Origin of the sequence: Microbacterium algihabitans, assembly GCF_032464975.1 — a bacterium.
GTDB lineage: Bacteria > Actinomycetota > Actinomycetes > Actinomycetales > Microbacteriaceae > Microbacterium > Microbacterium algihabitans.
Genome location: NZ_JAWDIU010000004.1, coordinates 208097 through 228616 on the forward strand (window position 1 = coordinate 208097; position 20520 = coordinate 228616).

Below are 20520 nucleotides of genomic sequence, written 5' to 3' on the forward strand. Positions count from 1 at the left end.
AATTCACGCCCCAAGCGACGGAATCCGCCCCAAACGGAATAAGGGCCCCCTCACGCCGCGAGGACGCTGCGGCCCACGATGAGCCGCATGATCTCGTTGGTCCCCTCGAGGATCTGGTGCACGCGCAGATCGCGCACGACCTTCTCGATGCCGTAGTCCTGCAGATAGCCGTAGCCGCCGTGCAGCTGGAGCGATTCGTTGGCGACGCGGAAGCCCACGTCGGTCGCGAACCGCTTCGCCATGGCGCACCGGGTCGCGGCATCCGGAGTCTTCGCATCGAGCGCGGTCGCCGCATCGCGCACGAGCAGGCGCGCGGCTTCGAGCTCGGTCGCCATGTCGGCCACCGCGAACACGACCGACTGCTTCTCGGCGAGGGCCTCGCCGAAGGTGAAGCGCTCGTGCACGTACGAGATCGCACGGTCGAGCGCCCAGCGCGCCCCGCCGATCGAGCACGTGGCGATGTTGAGGCGGCCGCCGTTGAGGGCGTTCATCGCGATCGAGAAGCCGCGACCCTCGCCGCCGAGCAGGTTCTCGGCGGGGACCCGCACCTCGTCGAGGATCACGGCGCGAGTGGGCTGAGCGTTCCAGCCCATCTTCTTCTCGTTCGGTCCGAACGACAGCCCTTCGGAGTCGGCGGGCACGATGAAGGCGCTGATGCCGCGCGCTCCGGGCTCCCCCGTGCGGGCCATGACGACGTAGACCGACGCCTCGCCGGCGCCCGAGATGAACTGCTTGACCCCCGTCAGCACGTAAGTGTCGCCGTGGCGGATCGCCGAGGTGGTGATCGCGGCGGCATCCGACCCCGCGCCGGGCTCGGTGAGGCAGTAGGCGCCGAGGTCTTCCATGGCGACAAGCGACGGCAGCCACCGCTCGCGCTGCTCGGCGGTGCCGTAGGTGTCGATCATCCACGCCACCATGTTGTGGATCGTGATGTAGGCCGTCACCGTGGGATCGCCGTAGGCGAGCTCTTCGAAGATCGCCACCGCGTCGGCGCGCGACAACCCGGCGCCGCCCACGTCGTCATTGACGTAGACGCCGCCGAGGCCCAGCTCCCCCGCGCGGCGCAGCACGTCGCGGGGGAAGTGCTTCTCGGCATCCCATTCGAGGGTGTGCGGGGCGAACTCGGTCGCGGCGAAGTCGCGCACGGCGTCGAGGATGGCGTCGCGCTCGTCGGAACTCAGGGTGCCGGTCGACGGGGCGTCGAGCGCGGGAGCAGGGGTGGTGTCCATGCGGCTCTCCTTCGGAAAGCGACGGCGTCGTCGCTCCCGCCAGATTACCTGGACGTCCTACTAATTGGTAGAGGTACCGACTACGAGGCGGAGACCCCGAACAACGCGCCGACCGCGTAGGTCGCGGCGAGCGCGAGCGCCCCGCCGATCACCGTGCGCAGCACCGCTCGACCGCGCCGCGCTCCGCCCAGCACCGCCGCGACGTAGCCCGTGATCGCGAGCGCGATGAGCACCGCGACGAAGGTGAGCGGCACGCGGATCTCGACCGGCGCGAGCAGGATCGTCGCGAGCGGCAGCAGGGCACCGATCGTGAAGGCGACCGCCGAGGCGAAGGCCGCGGCCCACGGGCTCACCACGTCTTCGGCGTCGATGTTGAGCTCGACCGAGAGGTGGGCCTTGAGGGCGTCGGATGCCGTGAGCTCGGTCGCCACGCGCGTCGCGGTGTCGCGCGACAGGCCCTGGGCCTCGTACATGCCCACGAGTTCGGCGAGCTCGGCCTCGGGTTCTTCGGCGAGCTCGCGCTTCTCCTTCTGGATGAGGGCGTGCTCGCTGTCGCGCTGGCTCGAGACCGAGACGTACTCGCCGAGCGCCATCGAGATGGCCCCACCGACGAGAGCGGCGAGACCCGCGATGAGCACGGGACCGGTGTCGCGCGTCGCCCCCGCGACACCGACCACGACCGCGGCCGTCGAGACGATGCCGTCGTTGGCGCCGAGCACCCCGGCGCGCAGCCAGTTGAGTCGTTGGGAGAGTCCCTGGCGGTGCGGCTCGTCGGAGTGAGCCCCGTTCGCTGTCGTCATGCGGTCAGGGTAGACCCGCCCACCGACGGCGGGACGGGCTTGCGCCGCACCGGAGGGGGAGGCGTTCGCCCTTCGTTCACCGGCGGGTCACCGAGCCCCGCGAGGATCGCTGCGTCCGCGCGCCTCCGCCGCGGATCGGTGCGCCCCCGCCACACCGCGCATCGCCTTCTCCCCGTACCCGAGGACACAGCATGCCTTCGCCCCTCCTCCGCCGTGCGGTCGCGTTCAGCGCGACCACCGCGGCCGTGTGCGCACTCGCGCTATCGAGTGCCTCCGCGGCATCCGCCGCCATCGTCCCCGACCCGGTCCGCGACGCTCCCGCCGACAGCGCGGTGAGCCTGCGCCCGCTCGGCAGCTACGAGACCGGGGTGTTCGACCAGTCGGCCGCCGAGATCGTGCACGCCTACAAGAACCGTCTGTTCGTCGTCAACGCGCAGGCCGGCGCCGTCGACGTGCTCGACAACGGCAACCCCGCGGCCCCGACGAAGCTGTACTCGATCACCGGCACCGGCGTCGCCAACTCCCTCGCCGTCCGCGCCGACGGCCTCGGCGTCATCGCGCTCGAAGACGTCGACAAGACCGCGCCCGGTCGCCTGGTGTTCTTCGACGCGGATGCCGCGGAGCCGACGATCCTCGGAGAGGTCACCGTGGGCGCTCTGCCCGACATGGTGTCGATCTCCGACGACGGCACCTCCGCGGTCGTCGCCAACGAGGCGGAGCCCGCCGACGACTTCTCGGTGGACCCCGAGGGTTCGGTCGGCGTCGTCTCGCTGCCCACCGCCAAGGCAGCCCCGGCCCAGAGCGCCGTGCGCACCGCCGGATTCGCCGCGTTCGAGCAGGGCGGGTCGAAGACCCTGGACCCCGCCGTCCGCGTCTTCGGACCCGACGTCGCCGCCCCCGACCAGGGCAGCACCCCGCTCGCCGCGAACCGCGTCAGCCGCAACCTCGAGCCCGAGTTCGTGACGATCGCAGGCTCCACCGCCTTCGTCGCCCTGCAGGAGGCCAACGCCATCGCGGTCGTCGACCTCGCGTCGGCCGAGGTCACCGGCATCCACCCCCTGGGGTTCAAGGACTACGGCGTGCAGACGCTCGACGCCAGCGACCGCGACCCCGAGGACGCCCCCACCTACACCGAGAAGAGCTATCCCGGGCTGTTCGGCATGTACATGCCCGACGGCATCCAGGCCTACGAGGCGAACGGCGAGACCTACCTCGTCACCGCCAACGAGGGCGACGGCCGCGAGTGGGGCGACTTCAACGACACCGCTCGCGTGAAAGACCTCGGCGACGACGGCCTCGCCCCCGTCTGCGCCGACAGCCCACTCGCGGGTTCGCTCGACGACGCCGACCTGGGTCGCCTCAACGTCGCCACCGACATGGGCCTGAACGCCGACGGCACCTGCTACTCCGAGCTGTACACGTTCGGCGGCCGCGGCTTCTCGGTGTGGACCACCGACGGCGAGCAGGTCTTCGACTCCGGCTCCGACTTCGAGCGCATCACGCACGACGCCAACCCCGAGTTCTTCAACTCGAACCACTCCGCCTCGAACCTCGAGGGCCGCAGCGACGACAAGGGCCCCGAGCCCGAGAACCTCGCCATCGGCCAGGTCGACGGACGCACCTACGCCTTCATCGGCCTCGAGCGCGTCGGCGGCGTGATGACCTACGACATCACCGCCCCCTCCGATGCGACCTACGCGGGCTACGTCAACAACCGCGACTTCTCGATCTCGGTCGAAGACCAGCTGACGGGCGACGAGACCGCCGACCGCGAGCTGCTGGCCAAGGCCGGCGACCTCGGCCCCGAGGGCGTCGAGTTCATCGCCGCCGAGAACTCGCCCACCGGTCGCCCGCTCGTGGCCGTCGGCAACGAGGTCTCGGGCACCACGACGGTCTTCTCCGTCGAGAACCCGAACGTGAAGAACATCGACATCCTCACGATCAACGACTTCCACGGCCGCCTCGAGGCGGGATCGCAGGGCGAGGCCGGCGCTGCCGTCATCGCCGGCGCCGTGAAGGCGAAGGAGGCCGCGAACCCGAACACGCTGTTCGTCTCGGCCGGTGACAACATCGGCGCGTCGACGTTCACCTCGCTCATCCAGGACGACTCCCCCACGATCGACACGCTGAAGGCCTTGGGCCTCGACGTCTCGGCCGTCGGCAACCACGAGTTCGACCGCGGCTTCGCCGACCTGACCGATCGCGTGCTCCCCGAGTACGGCGGCGGCGAGTTCGGCCTCGGCGCGAACGTCTACAAGAAGGGCACGAAGGAGCCCGTCCTCGACGAGTACGCGATCAAAGACGTCGACGGCGTGCGCGTGGCCTTCATCGGCACCGTGACCCCCGACACCGCGACCATGGTCGACCCGGCCGGCATCGCCGACCTCGAGTTCGGCGACCAGCTCCAGGCCGCGAACCGCGTGGCCGACGAGATCACAGCCGGCGACCTCGCCGACGTCATCGTGCTGCTCACCCACTCGGGTGCCGCCTCGTCGAACGACTGCGCCGCGCTCGAGGCCGACCAGGCCGGATTCGGCAAGCTGGCCGTGAACGCCTCGCCCGAGATCGACGCGATCGTCTCGGCGCACACGCACCAGACCTACGCCTGCGACGTGCCGGTCGCCGGCACCGACCGCACCCGACCGGTGATCCAGGCCTCGGAGTACGGCAAGGCCATGGGCCAGCTGTCGCTGAGCTGGAACACCCGCACCGACTCCCTGGCATCCGTCTCGGGCACGACGTTCCCCCTCGCGGGAGCGTTCGCTCCGGATGCCGCGATCGAGGCCAAGGTCGCCGAGTACGTCGCACAGGCCGACGTGATCGGAGCGAAGCCGGTCGGCGAGATCAGCGGCGACATCCTGCGCGGTGGCACCCCCTCGGGCTCCGACCGCGGCGTCGAGTCGTCGATGGGCAACTGGGTCGCCGACGTCTACCTGTGGGCGACCTCGCAGAACCCCGCCTACGCCGGCACCACGGCGCAGATCGCGCTGATGAACCCGGGCGGCCTCCGCGCCGACCTGCTGAAGGGCGACGACGGGGTGGTGACCTACAAGGAGGCCGCTCTCGTGCAGCCCTTCGCCAACACCCTGGTGACGGTGACCCTCACGGGTGAGCAGATCCGCGAGATCCTGAACGAGCAGTGGAAGGCCGAGGGCGACCGCCCGAAGCTGCACCTCGGCGTCTCGGACGGCTTCACCTACGAGTACGTGCAGGACGCCGCGAACCCGCGCGTCGGCTCGGTCGTCTCGATGGCCTACCAGGGCCAGCCGATCGCCGACACCGACACGTTCACGGTCGTGACGAACTCGTTCCTCGCCAACGGCGGAGACGGCTTCCCGACCTTCGCCGCCGGCACCGACCGCACCGACACGGGTCAGATCGACCTCGACGCGACCCTGGCGTACTTCGAGGCGACCCCCGTGGTCGACCCCGCTCCGCTCGGCCGCGCGATGCTGTCGACGGGTGAGACGCCCGCGCCCGGTGAGCCGGGTCAGCCCGGCGAGCAGCCCGGCGACCCCGGCACGCAGCCCGGTCAGCCCGGTCAGCCCGGCGCCCAGCCCGGCCAGCCGGCGGGCACTCCCGGCGAGGGACTCGCCAACACCGGCGTCGAGGCACCCTGGGGCATCGCCCTCGCGGGTGGCTTCCTCGTGGTCGCGGGCGGTCTCGCCTTCGCCCTGCGCAAGCGTCGCACCGTCTGACGCCCGACACCGGAACGGCCCTCACCCTCGCGGGTGGGGGCCGTTCCCGTTCGCGTGAGGGGTCGGAAAGTGTCACCTGGATGCGCGCCAGGCGACACTTGTCGACCCCTCACGCGGGCGCGGCGCTCAGGCGCGGAGCACCTGAACGTGCACCCCGGATGCCGCGGACTCGACGCGCCAGACCTGCCCGCTGCCGCGAACGGTCGGGGCCGCCTGCGCCGAGACCACCAGGGCCGTGTCTTCGTCGATCGCCACGCCCTCGGCGACGAGGCCGGCATCGACCGCCGCGACCAGACGCGAGAGGGTGCCCCACTGGGCGGCGTGCACGTCGACGGCGAAGTCGAGGAGTCCGAGACCCGGGCGCACCTCGACCTCGTCGAGCTCTTCGCTCGCGTCCTGCGACACGACCTCGACCCCGCCGACGCGGTATCCGCCGACGAGCGCCGGGGCGGCGGCGATGACCGCACCGGCCGAGAACCCGGCGTAGGGGACCCCCTCCAGGACTCGGTGGATCACGGCATCCCCGATCCGTCCGAAGGCGTTCAGGTATGCCGGGGTGAGGCCACCGCCGACGAACAGCCCGTCGGCGTCCAGCGCCGAGGCTTCGTAGACCTCGCCCTCGACGATCGACTCCACGCGGATCTCCTCCGCCGCGGCGCCGGCCGCCTCGAGCATCGCGGTGAAGCGCGCGACCGACGAGTCGTCGTCGGCCTCGAGGACGAGCAGCAGGGCGATCACGGGGGCGCGATGCGCGGCCCGCTGCCGCGCCTCGGTGACGAACGGACGCAGCAGGTCGCCGCAGCGCGCGAGGTCGCGACCGCCGCCCAGGAGGAAAACACTCATGCGCCCAGTATCCCGGGGCGCGGGCGGACAGCGGTTCCACGCTCGAGGGTTGGGGGTTCCGCCTTCGCCCCTCCCGGCCCGACCGTCCTGCGGACCCCACACCCGACACGCCGCCCCACGGCCCCTCCCGACCGGCGTGTCACCGCCGGCATCCGCACGACGGCACGATCCGGCGAGGTGGGCCGATCCCCTCCCGACCCGACCGTCCTGCGGACCCCGCACCCGACACGCCGCCCCACGGCCCCTCCCGACCGGCGTGTCACCGCCGGCATCCGCACGACGGCACGATCCGGCGAGGCGGCGCGCGGGCGCGACCCCGGTCAGTACCGCCGCAGCAGCGCGGCGAGGGCCTGGCCGCCGCCGATGCACATCGTCACGACCGCGTACTCGAGGTCGCGGCGCTGCAGGTCGAGGGCCGCGCGCACGGTGAGGATCGCGCCCGTCGCCCCGACGGGGTGGCCGAGGGCGATCGCGCCGCCGTAGGGATTCACCTTCTCGGGGTCGAGACCGCCGTCTCGGATGACCGCCACAGCCTGGGCCGCGAAGGCCTCGTTCAGCTCGATCACGTCGACGTCGGCGGGGCTGAGCCCCGTCTGCTCCCACAGTCGCTGCAAGGCCAGGACGGGGGCGTAGCCCATGATCTCGGGGTCGACGCCCGCGGTGGTCACGGCCTCCAGGGTCGCGAGCCCGGTCAGCCCGCGCTCGCGCACGTCGTCCTCGCGCATCAGCACCGTCGCTGCGGCACCGTCGTTGATGCCCGAGGAGTTTCCGGCGGTGACCGACCCGTCCTTCTCGAACGCGGGCCGAAGCCCCGCCAGGGCCTCCATGGTCGTCCCCGGCCGCGGGTGCTCGTCGACCGAGACCTCGACGGGCTTCCGGCCACCGGTGGTCACGGGCACGATCTCTTCCGCGAAGGCCGCGCGCGCGGCATCCGTCGCAGCTCTCCGCTGACTCTCGACGGCGAAGGCGTCCTGCTCCTCGCGCGAGACGGAGTATCGGGATGCCACGACCTCGGCCGTCGTTCCCATGTGCCGGCCACTGAAGGGGTCGGTGAGGATCGCGAGCGTGCCGTCGAGCAGCGTCCGGTCGCCGAGGCGGGAGTTGCCGCGGGCCCCGTACTCGAGGAACGGCGTTCGCGACATGCTCTCGTCGCCACCGGCCACGGCCACGTCGATGCCGCCCCAACGCAGCTCTTGAGCCGCCGACCAGATGGCCTGCAGGCCCGAGCCGCAGAGCCGGTTCACCGTGAAAGCGGGCACGCGCGTGGGCAGTCCCGCGGCGAGCGCGACGCGACGCGCGTTGTAGGCGTCGGGGCCGTTCTGGGCGATGCAGCCCATGACGACCTCGTCGACGTCGTCTTTCGCGACTCCGGCGCGGCGCAAGGCCTCCGACACCGCGACCGCACCGAGCTCGTACGAGTCGACGCCCGACAGGGCACCGCCGAACGACCCGATGGGCGTGCGCGCTCCCGAGACGAGGACGATCTTCGGCGCCGACATCAGCCCGCGGCTTCCTCGGGGCGTTTCTGGGCCTCGAGGTCGTCGGCATCCGGAACGTAGCCCTCGATGTGCCGCTCGTCGGCACCGACGTACTCCGACAGCGGGCGGATCAGCGCGTTCGAGGCCTGCTGCTCACGGATGTGCGCGGTCCAGCCCGTCACGCGCGCAGCGACGAACAGCGGGGTGAAGGTGAGCGTGTCGAAGCCCATCAGGTCGTAGGCGGGGCCCGAGGGGTAGTCGAGGTTGGGGTAGATGCCCTTGCGCTCGACGAACTGCGACTCGAGCGCGTCGTAGAGGGCGGCGACGTCGGGGCGGTCGTAGTGCGCGACCAGGGTGTCGAGCGCGGCCTTCATCGTGGGCACGCGCGAGTCGCCGCGTTTGTAGACGCGATGTCCGAAGCCCATGATCTTGCGCTTCTCGGCGAGGGCGGTGTCGAGCCACGGCCCGACGTTCTCGGCCGAGCCGATCTCGGTGAACACGTGCAGCACCGCCTCGTTGGCGCCGCCGTGCAGCGGGCCCTTGAGGGCGCCGATCGCGCCGACGACGGCGGAGTACAGGTCGCTGAGGGTCGACGCGATCACGCGCGCGGTGAAGGTCGAGGCGTTGAAGGAGTGCTCGGCGTACAGGATCATCGAGCGGTTGAACGCGTCGACGACGACCTCGTCCGCTTCCTCGCCGAAGGTCATCCACAGGAAGTTGGCCGCGTAGTCCAGGTCGTCGCGCGGCTCGATGAGCTCCTCGCCGCGGCGGCGACGCTGGCCGTAGGCCACCACCGCGGGCAGTTGCGCCCACAGACGGATGCTGCGCTCGAGGTTCTCTGCGGGGGTGCCCACGGCATCCATCACGTTCGAGATGCCGGCCGTCTCGCGCGCCCCGATGACGCTGACGGCGGTGCGCGCCTCGTCCATCGGGTGGGCGCTGGTCGGCAGCAGGTCGATCGCGGCGCGGACGTCGTGGCCCAATGCCCGGTGCTCACGCTCGGTGCGGCGCAGGTCGGCGAGCTGCGCGGCATCCGGAAGCTCTCCGTTCCACAGCAGGTACGCCACCGCCTCGAACGACTGCGTGGCCGCGAGCTCCTGCACGGGGTAACCCCGGTAGAGCAGGCTGTTCGTCTCGGGGTTCACCTTGCTGACGGCGGTCTCGTCGACCGTGACCCCGGCGAGGCCCTTCTTGATGTCGGTCATCGTCTCTCCCTTGAGTCGTGTGCGGTGTTCGTACGGGGGCTCATGTCCCGATTTCGGCTGTCTGAGCCGTGTCCAGACGACCACTTTCGGGACATGGTTTGCGCATTTCGGGACATGGTCACCTCACTGCCCGCGCGGGGCCTCAGCGCTCGACGGTGAAGTCGAACACGTCGGCGTCGAAGCGGGTGTAGCCCTCGTAGTCGATGAGGTCGTAGAGGTCGGCGCGGTGCTGCATCTGCCCGAGCTTGTCGCGGAGGTGTCCCTCGGATGCCAGGGCGTCGAGGCCCCGACCCGCTTCGCCCATCGCGAGGCGCAGCAGCGAGACCGGCCAGATGATGAGGTTCACGCCGGCATCGCGCAGCTGCTGCGTCGAGAACAGCTCGCTCTTGCCGAACTCGGTCATGTTCGCGAGGATCGGCACCTCGAGCGCCGAGCGCATCGCTTCGAACTCGCCGAGGTCGCGCATCGCCTCGGGGAAGATCGCGTCGGCGCCCGCGTCGACCAGGGCCTTCGCGCGGTCGATCGCGGCATCGAGCCCCTCCACGGCGCGCACGTCGGTGCGGGCCATGATGAGGAAGTCGGGGTCGCGCCGGGCATCGACCGCCGCGCGGATGCGCTTGATCGCCGTGTCGGCATCGACCACGCTCTTGCCGTCGAGGTGACCGCAGCGCTTCGGGTTGACCTGGTCTTCGATGTGGGTGCCCGCAAGCCCCGCGTCCTCGAGCGTCTGGATCGTGCGCGCGACGTTCATCGGCTCGCCGAACCCGGTGTCGGCGTCGATGATCGCCGGCAGCTCCGTCATGCGGGCGATCTGCTGTCCGCGACCGGCGACCTCGGTGAGCGTCGTGAGTCCGATGTCGGGCAGGCCCAGGTCGGCCGAGATGACAGCGCCCGAGATGTAGACGCCCTCGAAGCCCTTGCGCTCGATGAGTCGAGCCGACAGCGGGTTGAAGGCTCCCGGCATCCGCACGAGTTCTCCGGATGCCAACTTCTCGCGCAACGCGCGACGCTTCTGCTGCGCGGTGGTCTGGGCGTAGAGCATCAGCGACCTCGCTTCGTCGTGTGGATCTCGCGCACCGGCGGCTCGGGCTTCTCGGGGGCGCACCCGCCGCCGCGCATCAGAACAGCCCCTTCGGCGCGGGCGCCAGAGCCAGCACGCCGGGCTTGGCGACGATCGAGAGCTGCATGACCTCGGCCGGGGTCAGCTCGGGCAGGCGCTGCACGAGCTCGAGGAAGCGCTCGATCTCTTCCGGCTGCAGCACGGGCTCGGCGAGCAGACGGAACTTGCGCACGTAGTCCTCGCGGGCGAACGGCCGCGCACCGAGCGGGTGCGCATCGGCGACGGCGATCTCGTCTTCGACGGTCGACCCGTCGGTCAGCGTGATGACGACACGGCCGCCGAACGCCTTCTCCTGAGGGTCTTCGGAGTGGTAGCGGCGCGTCCACTCGGCGTCTTCGGCGGTGGTGACCTTGTGCCACAGCTCGACGGTGTCGGCGCGGCCCGCGCGCTCGGGGGTGTACGAGTCGACGTGGTGCCACGCGCCGTCCTGCAGGGCCACGGCGAAGATGTACGGGATCGAATGGTCGAGCGTCTCGCGCGACGCGGTCGGATCGTACTTCTGCGGGTCGTTCGCCCCGGAACCGATCACGTAGTGCGTGTGGTGGCTGGTGTGCAGCACGACGGATGCCACGTGGGCGGGGTCGCGCAGCTCCGGGCGCTCGGTGCCGAGGCGGCGGGCGAGGTCGATCCAGGCCTGCGCCTGATACTCGGCGGAGTGCTCCTTCGTGTACGAGTCGAGGATGCCGCGCTTGCTCTCGCCCTCGCCGGGCAGGGGCACGTCGTACGAGGCGTCGGGGCCGTCGAGCATCCAGGCGATCACGCCGTCTTCGCCTTCGTAGATCGGCGAGGGGCTCGTCTCGCCGCGCATCGCCCGGTCGACGGCCTCGATCGCCATCTTCCCGGCGAAGGCGGGGGCGTGCGCCTTCCACGTCGAGATCTCGCCCTTGCGCGACTGGCGCGTGGCGGTGGTGACGTGGAGGGCCTGACCGATGGCCTGGTAGATCGTCTCCTGGTCGAGATCGAGCAGGGTGCCGATGCCGGCCGCGGCGGCGGGGCCGAGGTGGGCGACGTGGTCGATCTTGTGCTTATGCAGCGAGATGGCGCGTACGAGATCGATCTGGATCTCGTACGCGGTGGCGAGCGCCCGCACGAGGGCGGCGCCGTCGCGACCGGTGTGCTGGGCGACGGCCAGCACGGGCGGGATGTTGTCGCCGGGGTGCGAGTAGTCCGCGGCGAGGAAGGTGTCGTGGTAGTCGAGCTCGCGCACGGCCACGCCGTTGGCCCAGGCCGCCCACTCGGGGCTCGAGTGCCGTTCGAGGGCGCAGCCGAACACCGTCGAGCCCGCTCCGCCGATCGACACGGCGTGGTCGAGCGCCTGCTGGCGCGCGGCACTCACGGGCTGACGCGTGAGCGAGGCCGCGGCGACCGCGGCGTTGTCGATGAGGCGGTTGACGATCATCTCGGTCACGTCGTCGTCGACGGCGACGGGATCGACGGCGACGCGGGCCAGGGCCCAGGCGAGCTGACCCTCTCGGGCGAGGTTCTCGTCGCTGCGGTGCACGCGCACGTGGTGGGTGATCGTCATGAGTGCTCCTCCGTGAGGGCTTCGAGGATGGTCGACACGGCGTTGTGCAGGTGCACGTGCGTGGCGTGGGCGGCCAGGTCGGGCTCGCCGGCGGCGATCGCTCGCGCGATCAGTTCATGCTCGCTCGCCGAGGCGGTGAGACGTTGGGGGTTGTCGCGGGCCATGCGGCGCACGCGGACGAGATGGGTGCGCACGCTGCGCAGGGCGCCCGCGAGGTAGGCGTTGTCGACGGCGGTGTCGATGGCCGCGTCGAAGCGCGAGATGAGGGAGTAGTAGGTGTCGGCGTCGACGGTGTCGACGTCCGCGAACTCGCGCGCGAGGGCGGCGAAGATGCGACGTTCGGCGCGCACCGCGGCCAGGCGGGCCGCCTCGGTCTCGAGGGCGCGGCGCAACTCGAAGAGTGCGCGGATGTCGTCGACGTCGATGCCGGCGACCACCGTCACGCGCGGCGACGTCTGTACGACGAGACCGTCGGATGCCAGGCGGCGCAGGGCCTCGCGCAGCGGCGTGCGGCTGACGCCCAGACGGGTCGCCTGCTCCACCTCGCCGAGCACCATTCCGGGGCTGAGGGTGCCCGATTGGATCTCGTCGAGGAGGGTCGCGTACGCGCGCTCGCCTGCTCTCATCATGACCTCCGTCGTGTATACATTACGCACCGTTCCGTCGGGCCGCCACCCTCCGGAGGGGGTCCTGCGTATACAGAGACACCCCTTGAAGGGTGACTTCACCCGGCGTATCGTCCGCGACATGAGTACCGCGATCCGCACCGCGGGCCTGCGAAAGCGCTACGGCCGCACGGTGGCTCTGGACGACCTCGACCTCGAGGTCGCCCCCGGCGAGATCCACGGCTTCCTCGGCCCCAACGGAGCGGGCAAGTCGACGACGATCCGCATCCTGCTCGGCCTCGCGCGGGCCGACGACGGCACCGCCGAGGTGCTCGGGGCCGACCCCTGGCACGACGCCGCGTCGCTGCACGCGCGTCTCGCTTACGTGCCCGGCGACGTGACGCTGTGGCCCAACCTCTCGGGCGGAGAGACCATCGACCTGCTCGCACGGCTGCGCGGCTACGGCCGGTCGTCCGCCTACCGTCGCGAGCGCGACCGCCTGCTGCACGCCTTCGCCCTCGATCCCCGCACGAAGGGCCGCGCCTACTCGAAGGGCAACCGCCAGAAGGTCGCCCTCGTCGCCGCCTTCGCGTGCCCGGCCGATCTGCTGCTGCTCGACGAGCCCACGAGCGGCCTCGACCCTCTCATGGAGGTCGTCTTCCAGCAGGAACTCCGCCGCGTGCACGAGCACGGCACCACCGTGCTGCTGTCGAGCCACATCCTCTCCGAGGTCGAGCAGCTGTGCGATCGCGTGAGCCTCGTGCGGGCGGGACGCGTCGCCGAGACCGGAACCCTCGACGACCTGCGTCAGCTCACGCGCACGCAGGTGTCGTTCGCCGACACCGGGGCGGCCCTGCCGCCGCTGCCCGGAGCGCACGACGTCGAGCGCGACCACGGACGCGTGCGCTTCACCGTCGACAGCGACGACGTGGCATCCGTGCTCCCCACCCTCGGCGCGGCGCGCGTCACGGGCCTGCGGGTCGAGCCGCCGTCGCTCGAGGAGCTCTTCCTGCGCCGCTACGGCGAGCGGGTCGACGCAGGCGTGGGCGAATGAACGTCATCGGGCCGCTGCTGCGCGCCCGTCTGCGCCGCGACGCCGTGCAGTTGACGCTGTGGATCGCCTGCACGCTGGCCCTCGCCGCCGCGGCCGTGGTGGGGGTGCGGGGACAGTTCCCCACGGTCGAGGACCGCCAGGGCCTGCTCGCCGCCGCGATCGCCAATCCCGTCATCCTGCTCTTCCGGGGGCTCCCCTCGGGGAGCGACGAGGCGGCGTTCGCGACGTTCCTCATCGCGCCGTTCCTCATGCTGCTGGCCGCGCTCATGAGCACGTTCCTCGCCGTCCGGCACACCCGCGGCGACGAGGAGACGGGCCGAGCCGAGCTGATCGCGGCGACCCCGGCCGGGCGCTCCGCGGCCTTGATCGCGACGGTGTGGCACGGCATCCTGGCCGACGTCGTTCTCGGGGCGCTCGTCGCACTCGCCTTCCTCGGGTTCGGATACCCCGCGCGCGGCAGCCTCGTGCTGGGCCTGTCGGTCACGGCGACCGGACTCGTCTTCTTCGCCGTGGCGCTGGTCGCGGCGCAGGTGGTCCGCACCTCGCGCGTCGCGAACGCCATCGGGGTGTGGGCGGTGCTGATCGGGCTACTGGTCTGCGGTCTCGGCAACGCCCTCGGCACCCCGAGCGCCGATCTGCAGCGGATGCGGAGCGCTCCCCTGGCGTGGATCTCGCCCTACGGCTGGGCCGAGAACGTGCGGGCGTTCGACGCCGACGACGCCCGGCCGTTGCTGCTGTCGCTCGCGCTCACGGTGGTCTGCGCTCTCGTCGCGTTCGCGCTGCACCGCTCGCGCGATCTGGGGGCTTCTCTCCTGCCCGCGCCGCGCGGCGCCGCCGCGGCCGGACGCCTGCTCTCCGGCCCCCTCGGTCTGGCGTGGCGCGAGGGCCGTGGTGCCGTCATCGGCTGGACGGTGGGCGGCCTCGTCGTCGGGCTCCTCGCCACGCGTCTGTCGTCGGTCATCGCGCAGATCGGCGACACGATCCCCTCGGTCCAGGCCGTACTGCAGGCCCTCGCCGCGCAGGGCTCGCTCGCCCAGGGCGCGGTGGAGGTGTTCTTCACCCTCGCCGGGATCCTCGCCGCCTGTGCGGGCGTGCAGATGATCGCGCGCCTGCGTCAGGACGAGGCGGCCGGCCTCGCCGAACCCCTCCTGGCCGCCGCCGTGAGTCGCTCGCGCTGGCTCGGCGCGGGGCTCGCCCTCAGCGCCGCGGCGATCATCGGCGTGCTCGGTGCGGCCGTCGTGGGCGCGGCCGTGGGCCTGGCCACGACCGACGGTGGCGACACCTCGCTGCTGCGCGACGCCGTCGTGAGCGCCGGCGGCCAAGCTCTCGCGGCAGCGGCGATCGCCGTGATCGCGGCCCTCGCGTTCGTCTTCGTGCCGCGTCTCGCGGTGGTCATCGGATGGGCGGTCGTCGGCATCGCCGCGATCGTCGGGCTCTTCGGCCCGCTCCTCGGGTTGCCGGATGCCGTGGTGCGGGCCTCACCGCTGGCATCCGTCCCCGTCGTCAGCGGCGACACGGTCGATCCGCGCGGCGCCGTCGTCTGGGCGATCGTCGTGATCGTGGCGGGCGGAGCGGCCGTGCTCGGCATCCGTCGCCGCGAGGTCGTCGCCGACCGGTGACGCGCGCCGGCACGCGATCAGACGCGACCCCACGACTCCAGGGTGGTGGGGACGGATGCCAGGGTCGCCAGGGCTCCGTCACGATCGGCGCGGGCGAGGGTGAGGCCCGCGACGACGAGGGAGGCGCAGACCGCGGCCAGGGCGTCCACGGCATCCGGAGTCAGATCGGGGCGACGGTCGGCCACGGCGGCGCGGATGGCTCCGCGCATCTCGGCGGCGTAGGACGAGATCGTGGTGCGCACCTCGGCGTCGTCAGTGGCGAGCGACGACGACCCGGCATTCAGCAACAGGCAGCCGAGACGGGCGCGGGGGGTGTCGTGCTCGATGCCCTCGCGCATCTCGGCGATGTACGCCTCGAGCGCGCCGGGGTCTCCCCCGCCCAGGGGCCGCAGGCGCGTGCGCACGACATCGTCGAGGTACGCCGCGAGCACCGCGTCGAAGAGTCCGCGCTTGCTGCCGAAGGCGTTGTAGATGCTCGACCGGGTGAGCCCGGTCGCCTGCTCGAGCTCGGCGATACCGGTCTCGGCGTAGCCGCGGCGCCAGAACACGTCACGCGCGGCGTCGACGACGGTGGAGCGTTCGAAGCTCGGCATCCGTCCCATGTTCTCTCCCTCATCAAGGCGGCTGAGCCTCCCACGGGTGGCTGAGCCTCCCACGGGTGGCTGAGCCTGTCGAAGCCACCGGACCCTTCGACGGGCTCAGGGTCCTCACGGTTTCTCTTTAGCTCTTCCGGGTCTATATTAGACCAGTCGTTACAAAATAACCACAGGAGGCATTCCATGCGCGCAGTCATCCACCACGAGTTCGGCGAGCCCGCCGACGTCCTCGGCGTCGAAGAGGTCGAGACCCCGACCCCCGGCCCCGGCGAGGTGCGGCTGCGCGTGCTGCTGTCGCCCATCCACAACCACGACCTGTGGACCATCCGCGGCACCTACGGCTTCAAGCCCGAGCTGCCCGCCCGCGCCGGCACCGAGGCCGTCGGCGTCATCGAAGAGCTCGGTGAAGGCGTCGAGAACCTGACCGTCGGCCAGCGCGTCGCCACCGGCGGCACCTTCGGCGTCTGGGCCGAGCAGGTCATCACCAAGGCCGCGGGCCTCATCCCCGTCGCCGAGGGCCTGTCCGACGAGGTCGCCTCACAGCTCGTCTCGATGCCATTCAGCGCCATCAGCCTGCTGCACTCGCTCGACCTGAAGGCGGGCGACTGGATCGTGCAGAACACCGCCAACGGCGCGGTCGGCCGCATGGTCGCGCAGATCGCCAAGGCGCGCGGCGTCAACGTCATCGGCCTCGTGCGCCGCGAGAGCGCGGTCGCCGAGCTCGCCGAGCAGGGCATCGACAACGTCGTGTCGACCGATGCCGACGACTGGCGCGACAAGGCCCTCGCCCTCGCCGACGGTGCGCGCATCGTCGCGGGCGTCGACTCGGTCGGCGGACCCGCCGCCGGTCAGGTGCTGTCGCTCCTGAGCGAGAACGGCACGCTCGTGATCTTCGGGTCGATGGGCGCCGGCAAGCTCGAGCTGGGCGCCGGTGACATCATCTTCCGCCAGGCCACCGTGAAGGGCTTCTGGGGCAGCGTCGTCAGCAAGACGATGGATGCCGAGACCCGCGGCGCCCTCTTCGGCGAGCTGTCGCGCTACCTCGCCGACGGCACCCTGACGCTCCCGGTCGCGGCCACCTTCGGTCTCGAGGACGCCCGCGAGGCCGCCCGCGCGAGCGACTCGCCCCGCGTCGGCAAGGTGCTGCTGCGCCCGTGAGGCTGGTCGCGCCGCGCGCCTCGCGGCGCCGGGGGCCCCGCCGCCACCCCTGAGTGTCTAGAACACCCGGACCGTTTTTCGAAACGTCCGGGTGTTCTGGACACTCGCGCGTTGAGCGGGTGCCGCGGCGGTCCCCCGCTGGCGCGAACCCCCGGTTCAGTGTCCGAAACACGCCGCCCCACGCGACGGAATGCGGCGTGTCGTGGACACTCGACGGGACCGCGGGCATCCGCGACGCGTCACGACCCGGGCAGCTCCGCCAGCGCAGCTTCGAGCGCGTCGATCGCGGGGCGTTGGCCCTTCACGAGTGCTTCGCGCGCGGCATCCGGAGCCATCCACTCCGCACGGTCGACCTCGGGGAACGAGGCCGTGCGTCCCGACCGAGGCGGCCAGGCCATCTCGAACTCCCCGAAGGTGAAATTGTCTCCGGATGCCGTGAACCCGGCGCCGTCGCCCACGAAGACGACCACCTTCTTGCCGCTCGAGTACGCGAAGGTGCCGAGCTCGGCCCACTCGACCTCAGGCGGCTCGACGCCGAGCTCCTCGCGGAACTCGCGGCGCGCGGCGTCCAGAGCACCCTCGGATTCGGGGTCGAACTCGCCCTTGGGGATCGACCAGGCGCCGGCGTCCTTTTTGGCCCAGAACGGGCCGCCCATGTGCGCGATGAACACCTGCGGCTCCGGCGTCAGCCGGTACAGCAGCAGTCCCGCACTCCACACGACCATCAGGTGACGGTGGCCGGCACCCGGTTCGCTTCGTCGGCGATGATGTCGGCGCGCTTGCGGAACGTGCGGGCCGAGACGCGGTCGAGGGCGATCTGTCCGCGCATCTTCTCGGCCTTCTCGTACAGCGACGGTCCGCCAAATCCGGTGAGCACCTTCACGAGCACCGGCAGCAGCTCGATCATGAAGAACAGCGCCGCGATCAGGTAGTGCGCCCAGCGGAGCACCGGCTCACGGTCGGAGAGGCGTTCGAGGGCGGTGATCTGGCTCAGCAGACCGACGGCGCCGGCGTTTCCGTCGGCGATCGACGACGCGCGCTGGTTGTACGCGGCGAGCGCCGATTCGTACTGCGCGCGGGCCGCGGGCAGCTGGTCTTCGGCCTGCTGCTTGTTGGCGTCGGCCGACGAAGCCGCGGCCTCGGCACCGGCGGAGTTGGCCGAGGCGAGGGTCGACTGCGCCTGCTGCAGCTGCGTCGACAGCGCGTCGTACGCCGACTGCGCCTGCTGCAGCTGGGCCTGGGCGGCGTCGGAACTTGCGCCGTTGCCGGCGACGCCCGTGCAGCCGGGGACGGTGCCGGCGCCCTGGCCGGTCAGCTCGCACTGGTACACCGCGCGGGCCTGGTCGATCACCGTCTGCTGCGCCGCGAGCTGCTGGGTGAGCTGGTCGACGGTCTGCTGCGCGGCGGCGGATTCGGCCGAGGTCGACGAGGTTCCGGTGACGATGCCGGTCGCGGCCTGATTCTCGAGCGCCGACACCTGTGCGCTGGCGGCGTCGAGGGCCTGCTTCTCGGGGCCGCTGGTCACGGCGTCCTGGTCGCCCAGGGCCTGGGTGATGTTGGTGGCGTTGACCTCGCGCGCGATGTCGTTCTGGAACACCTGCAACACGAGCGGCTCGGCCACCACGATGCCGATGAGCGCGGCCATGATCACGCGGGGCATGGCAAGGCCCAGCAGCCGGAAGATGTTCTTGGTCGAGCGCATCGTCGAGGTGAGGAAGCGGTCGAGGTTGAAGATGATGAGGCCCCAGATGAGGGCCAGGGGGATCGCGAGAAGGATGCTGACGCGCACCCCGGTCAGCAGCGCGAACATCATCGACAGGGCCGACACCAGCGCGGTTCCGGCGAGCACGAGGAACATCTGCACGAAACGCGGCACCTCTTCGGGCACCTCGTCGAGCACGTCGTTGTCGGCACCGCCGAGCACTGCCATGCGACGGATGAGCGACAGGCGCGGCCGCCGCGGGTCGTGCCGACGCAGGCGCGGCTGGCGCGGCTCCGAAGAGACGGGGGCGGATGCCACGGGCTCGAGCTCTCGCTCGGGCTCCTCGTCGGAGATGACCGCGGTCTCGTCGTCGGCGCGGGCGCGCTCGGCGCGGTCGATCACCACGGTGTCGTGGTCGTCGGCGGGGGCGTCGTCGCGGGGGGTCTCGGCCGGCTCGGCGTCGCGTGCGTCGTAAACGAACGGGTCGACGGGCTCGTCGTCGGCGCGCGGCGCACCCCATGGCTCGGACGTGTGGTCCTGGGCCTCGGCGGGGCGGTGGGCCGCGTTCTGCGCGGCGAGGATGTCGTCGAGATACTGCTCGCGTTCCTCGTCCGTCGTGAACTCGATGCGGCCATCGGAGCCGAAGCGGCCCGGCCGGTGAGCGGAAAAGGACATTCGCACAGGGTACGACGCCCACCCTGCTCTCTCCTGAGCGCGGCCTGAGGCGCAGCCGAGCGCCCCTCTTCGCGCAACGGGAGACGGTGAGGCGGAGCCGAAGCCCCGCCCCACCGTCTTGCGCGGGTCAGGCCACGCGCTGCTTCGGCGACACCTCGTAGGTGTTCTCGGGGTCGGAGAACACCGCATCGCCGAGGGCCGAGTCGATCGCGGCGAGGGTGTCGGCATCCAGGGTCACGCCCGAGGCCTTCACGGTGTCGGCGAGCTGCTCGGGTCGCGACGCTCCGACGAGGGCTGCGGAGATGTTGGGGTTCTGCAGCACCCACGCGATCGCGAGCTGGGGCATCGAGAGCCCCGCCTCGTCGGCGATGGGCTTGAGTCGCTGCACGGCCTCGAGGGTGTCGTCGGCGAGGAACCGCTTGATGAACGTGGCCCCGCTCTTCTCGTCGGTCGCGCGCGAGCCCTCGGGCACGGGCTGACCGGGCAGGTACTTGCCGCTCAGCACGCCCTGGGCCATCGGCGACCAGACGATCTGCGAGATGCCGAGCTCTTCGCTCGTGGGCACGACCTTGCCCTCGATCACGCGCCACAGCATCGAGTACTGCGGCTGGTTCGAGATGAGCTGGATGCCGAGCTGCTTCGCGAGCGCGTGTCCGTCGCGCAGCTGTTCGGCCGTCCACTCCGAGACGCCGATGTAGAGCGCCTTGCCCTGGCGCACGATGTCGGCGAACGCCTGGAAGGTCTCTTCGAGCGGCGTCTCGTAGTCGAAGCGGTGCGCCTGGTAGAGGTCGACGTAGTCGGTGCCGAGGCGCTTGAGCGACCCGTTGATCGAGTCCATGATGTGCTTGCGGCTGAGGCCGGTGTCGTTGGGTCCCTTCGGACCGGTCGGGAAGTAGACCTTCGTGAAGATCTCGAGCGACTCGCGCCGCTGCCCCTCGAGAGCCTTGCCGAGGACGGTCTCCGCGGCCGTGTTGGCGTAGGTGTCGGCGGTGTCGAACGTCGTGATGCCCGCGTCGAGGGCGGCGTGCACCGTGGCGATCGCCGCGTCGTCACCGACCTGCGAGCCGTGGGTCACCCAGTTGCCGAGGGTGATCTCCGAGATCTTGAATCCACTGTTGCCGAGATAGCGATAAGCGACCATTCCTCCACGCTAGACCCGGCCACCGACACCGGGGCCGCGGCATCCGGATGTCGGCGTGAGGGGCCGGAGGGT

16 protein-coding genes are annotated in these 20520 nt (G+C 71.2%); 4 read left to right on the plus strand and 12 right to left on the minus strand.

Annotated features, from left to right (window positions below):
- Nucleotides 1-50 precede the first annotated feature (50 nt).
- On the minus strand, nt 51-1229 hold the full coding sequence (locus RWH43_RS12655; RefSeq protein WP_316001659.1) for an acyl-CoA dehydrogenase family protein: 1179 nt from the start codon (nt 1227-1229) through the stop codon (nt 51-53).
- An 80-nt stretch (nt 1230-1309) separates the two neighbouring features.
- Nucleotides 1310-2029: a VIT1/CCC1 transporter family protein gene (locus RWH43_RS12660; RefSeq protein ID WP_316001660.1), complete on the minus strand. Its 720-nt coding sequence runs from the start codon at nt 2027-2029 to the stop codon at nt 1310-1312.
- Nucleotides 2030-2220: 191 nt separating this feature from the next.
- Here RWH43_RS12660 and RWH43_RS12665 point away from each other — a divergent pair, with 191 nt between their 5' ends.
- Nucleotides 2221-5727: a choice-of-anchor I family protein gene (locus tag RWH43_RS12665; RefSeq protein WP_316001661.1), complete on the plus strand. Its 3507-nt coding sequence runs from the start codon at nt 2221-2223 to the stop codon at nt 5725-5727.
- Nucleotides 5728-5853: 126 nt separating this feature from the next.
- On the opposite strand, the gene RWH43_RS12670 is transcribed toward RWH43_RS12665, so the two are convergent.
- The 6 genes from RWH43_RS12670 to RWH43_RS12695 form a co-directional block, all read right to left on the minus strand.
- The gene (locus RWH43_RS12670; RefSeq protein WP_154097686.1) at nt 5854-6570 is read right to left on the minus strand and encodes a Type 1 glutamine amidotransferase-like domain-containing protein; all 717 of its coding nucleotides are present in this window, start codon (nt 6568-6570) and stop codon (nt 5854-5856) included.
- Between the two features lie 320 nt (nt 6571-6890).
- The gene (locus tag RWH43_RS12675) at nt 6891-8069 is read right to left on the minus strand and encodes a thiolase family protein (protein WP_316001662.1); all 1179 of its coding nucleotides are present in this window, start codon (nt 8067-8069) and stop codon (nt 6891-6893) included.
- Entirely contained in the window at nt 8069-9253 is a 1185-nt protein-coding gene (locus RWH43_RS12680; RefSeq protein ID WP_316001663.1) for a bifunctional 2-methylcitrate synthase/citrate synthase, read from the minus strand. Before RWH43_RS12680 ends, RWH43_RS12675 begins: the two co-directional genes overlap by 1 nt.
- 142 nt (nt 9254-9395) lie before the next feature.
- The gene (prpB, locus tag RWH43_RS12685) at nt 9396-10295 is read right to left on the minus strand and encodes a methylisocitrate lyase (protein WP_154097689.1); all 900 of its coding nucleotides are present in this window, start codon (nt 10293-10295) and stop codon (nt 9396-9398) included.
- 76 nt (nt 10296-10371) lie between these two features.
- Nucleotides 10372-11898, minus strand: a complete 1527-nt coding sequence (locus tag RWH43_RS12690) for an MmgE/PrpD family protein (protein WP_144834428.1) — start codon at nt 11896-11898, stop codon at nt 10372-10374.
- On the minus strand, nt 11895-12524 hold the full coding sequence (locus RWH43_RS12695; protein ID WP_316001664.1) for a GntR family transcriptional regulator: 630 nt from the start codon (nt 12522-12524) through the stop codon (nt 11895-11897). Before RWH43_RS12695 ends, RWH43_RS12690 begins: the two co-directional genes overlap by 4 nt.
- A 121-nt stretch (nt 12525-12645) precedes the next feature.
- Here RWH43_RS12695 and RWH43_RS12700 point away from each other — a divergent pair, with 121 nt between their 5' ends.
- Both RWH43_RS12700 and RWH43_RS12705 read left to right on the plus strand, forming a co-directional pair.
- On the plus strand, nt 12646-13557 hold the full coding sequence (locus RWH43_RS12700) for an ABC transporter ATP-binding protein (RefSeq protein ID WP_316001665.1): 912 nt from the start codon (nt 12646-12648) through the stop codon (nt 13555-13557).
- Nucleotides 13554-15176 carry an efflux permease Rv1217c-related protein gene (locus tag RWH43_RS12705; protein ID WP_316001666.1) on the plus strand — a complete coding sequence of 541 codons (1623 nt, stop codon included), beginning with the start codon at nt 13554-13556 and terminating at the stop codon, nt 15174-15176. The genes RWH43_RS12700 and RWH43_RS12705 overlap by 4 nt, the downstream gene beginning before the upstream one ends.
- A gap of 17 nt (nt 15177-15193) precedes the next feature.
- Here RWH43_RS12705 and RWH43_RS12710 read toward each other — a convergent pair whose 3' ends face one another.
- Nucleotides 15194-15769 (minus strand): TetR/AcrR family transcriptional regulator, encoded by a 576-nt coding sequence (locus RWH43_RS12710; RefSeq protein WP_316001667.1) that lies wholly within the window; start codon nt 15767-15769, stop codon nt 15194-15196.
- A gap of 186 nt (nt 15770-15955) precedes the next feature.
- Here RWH43_RS12710 and RWH43_RS12715 point away from each other — a divergent pair, with 186 nt between their 5' ends.
- The gene (locus RWH43_RS12715) at nt 15956-16930 is read left to right on the plus strand and encodes a zinc-binding dehydrogenase (protein ID WP_316001668.1); all 975 of its coding nucleotides are present in this window, start codon (nt 15956-15958) and stop codon (nt 16928-16930) included.
- 239 nt (nt 16931-17169) lie between these two features.
- Here the strand turns inward: RWH43_RS12715 and RWH43_RS12720 are convergent, their stop codons facing one another.
- The 3 genes from RWH43_RS12720 to RWH43_RS12730 all read right to left on the minus strand — a co-directional run bounded on the left by RWH43_RS12720 (nt 17170) and on the right by RWH43_RS12730 (nt 20448).
- Nucleotides 17170-17655: an NUDIX hydrolase gene (locus RWH43_RS12720; protein ID WP_316001669.1), complete on the minus strand. Its 486-nt coding sequence runs from the start codon at nt 17653-17655 to the stop codon at nt 17170-17172.
- The gene (locus RWH43_RS12725; protein WP_230705322.1) at nt 17655-19307 is read right to left on the minus strand and encodes a DUF4407 domain-containing protein; all 1653 of its coding nucleotides are present in this window, start codon (nt 19305-19307) and stop codon (nt 17655-17657) included. The genes RWH43_RS12720 and RWH43_RS12725 overlap by 1 nt, the downstream gene beginning before the upstream one ends.
- A gap of 127 nt (nt 19308-19434) precedes the next feature.
- A complete protein-coding gene (locus tag RWH43_RS12730) occupies nt 19435-20448 on the minus strand; it encodes an aldo/keto reductase family protein (protein WP_230705323.1) in 1014 nt (337 codons plus the stop codon).
- Nucleotides 20449-20520 lie beyond the last annotated feature (72 nt).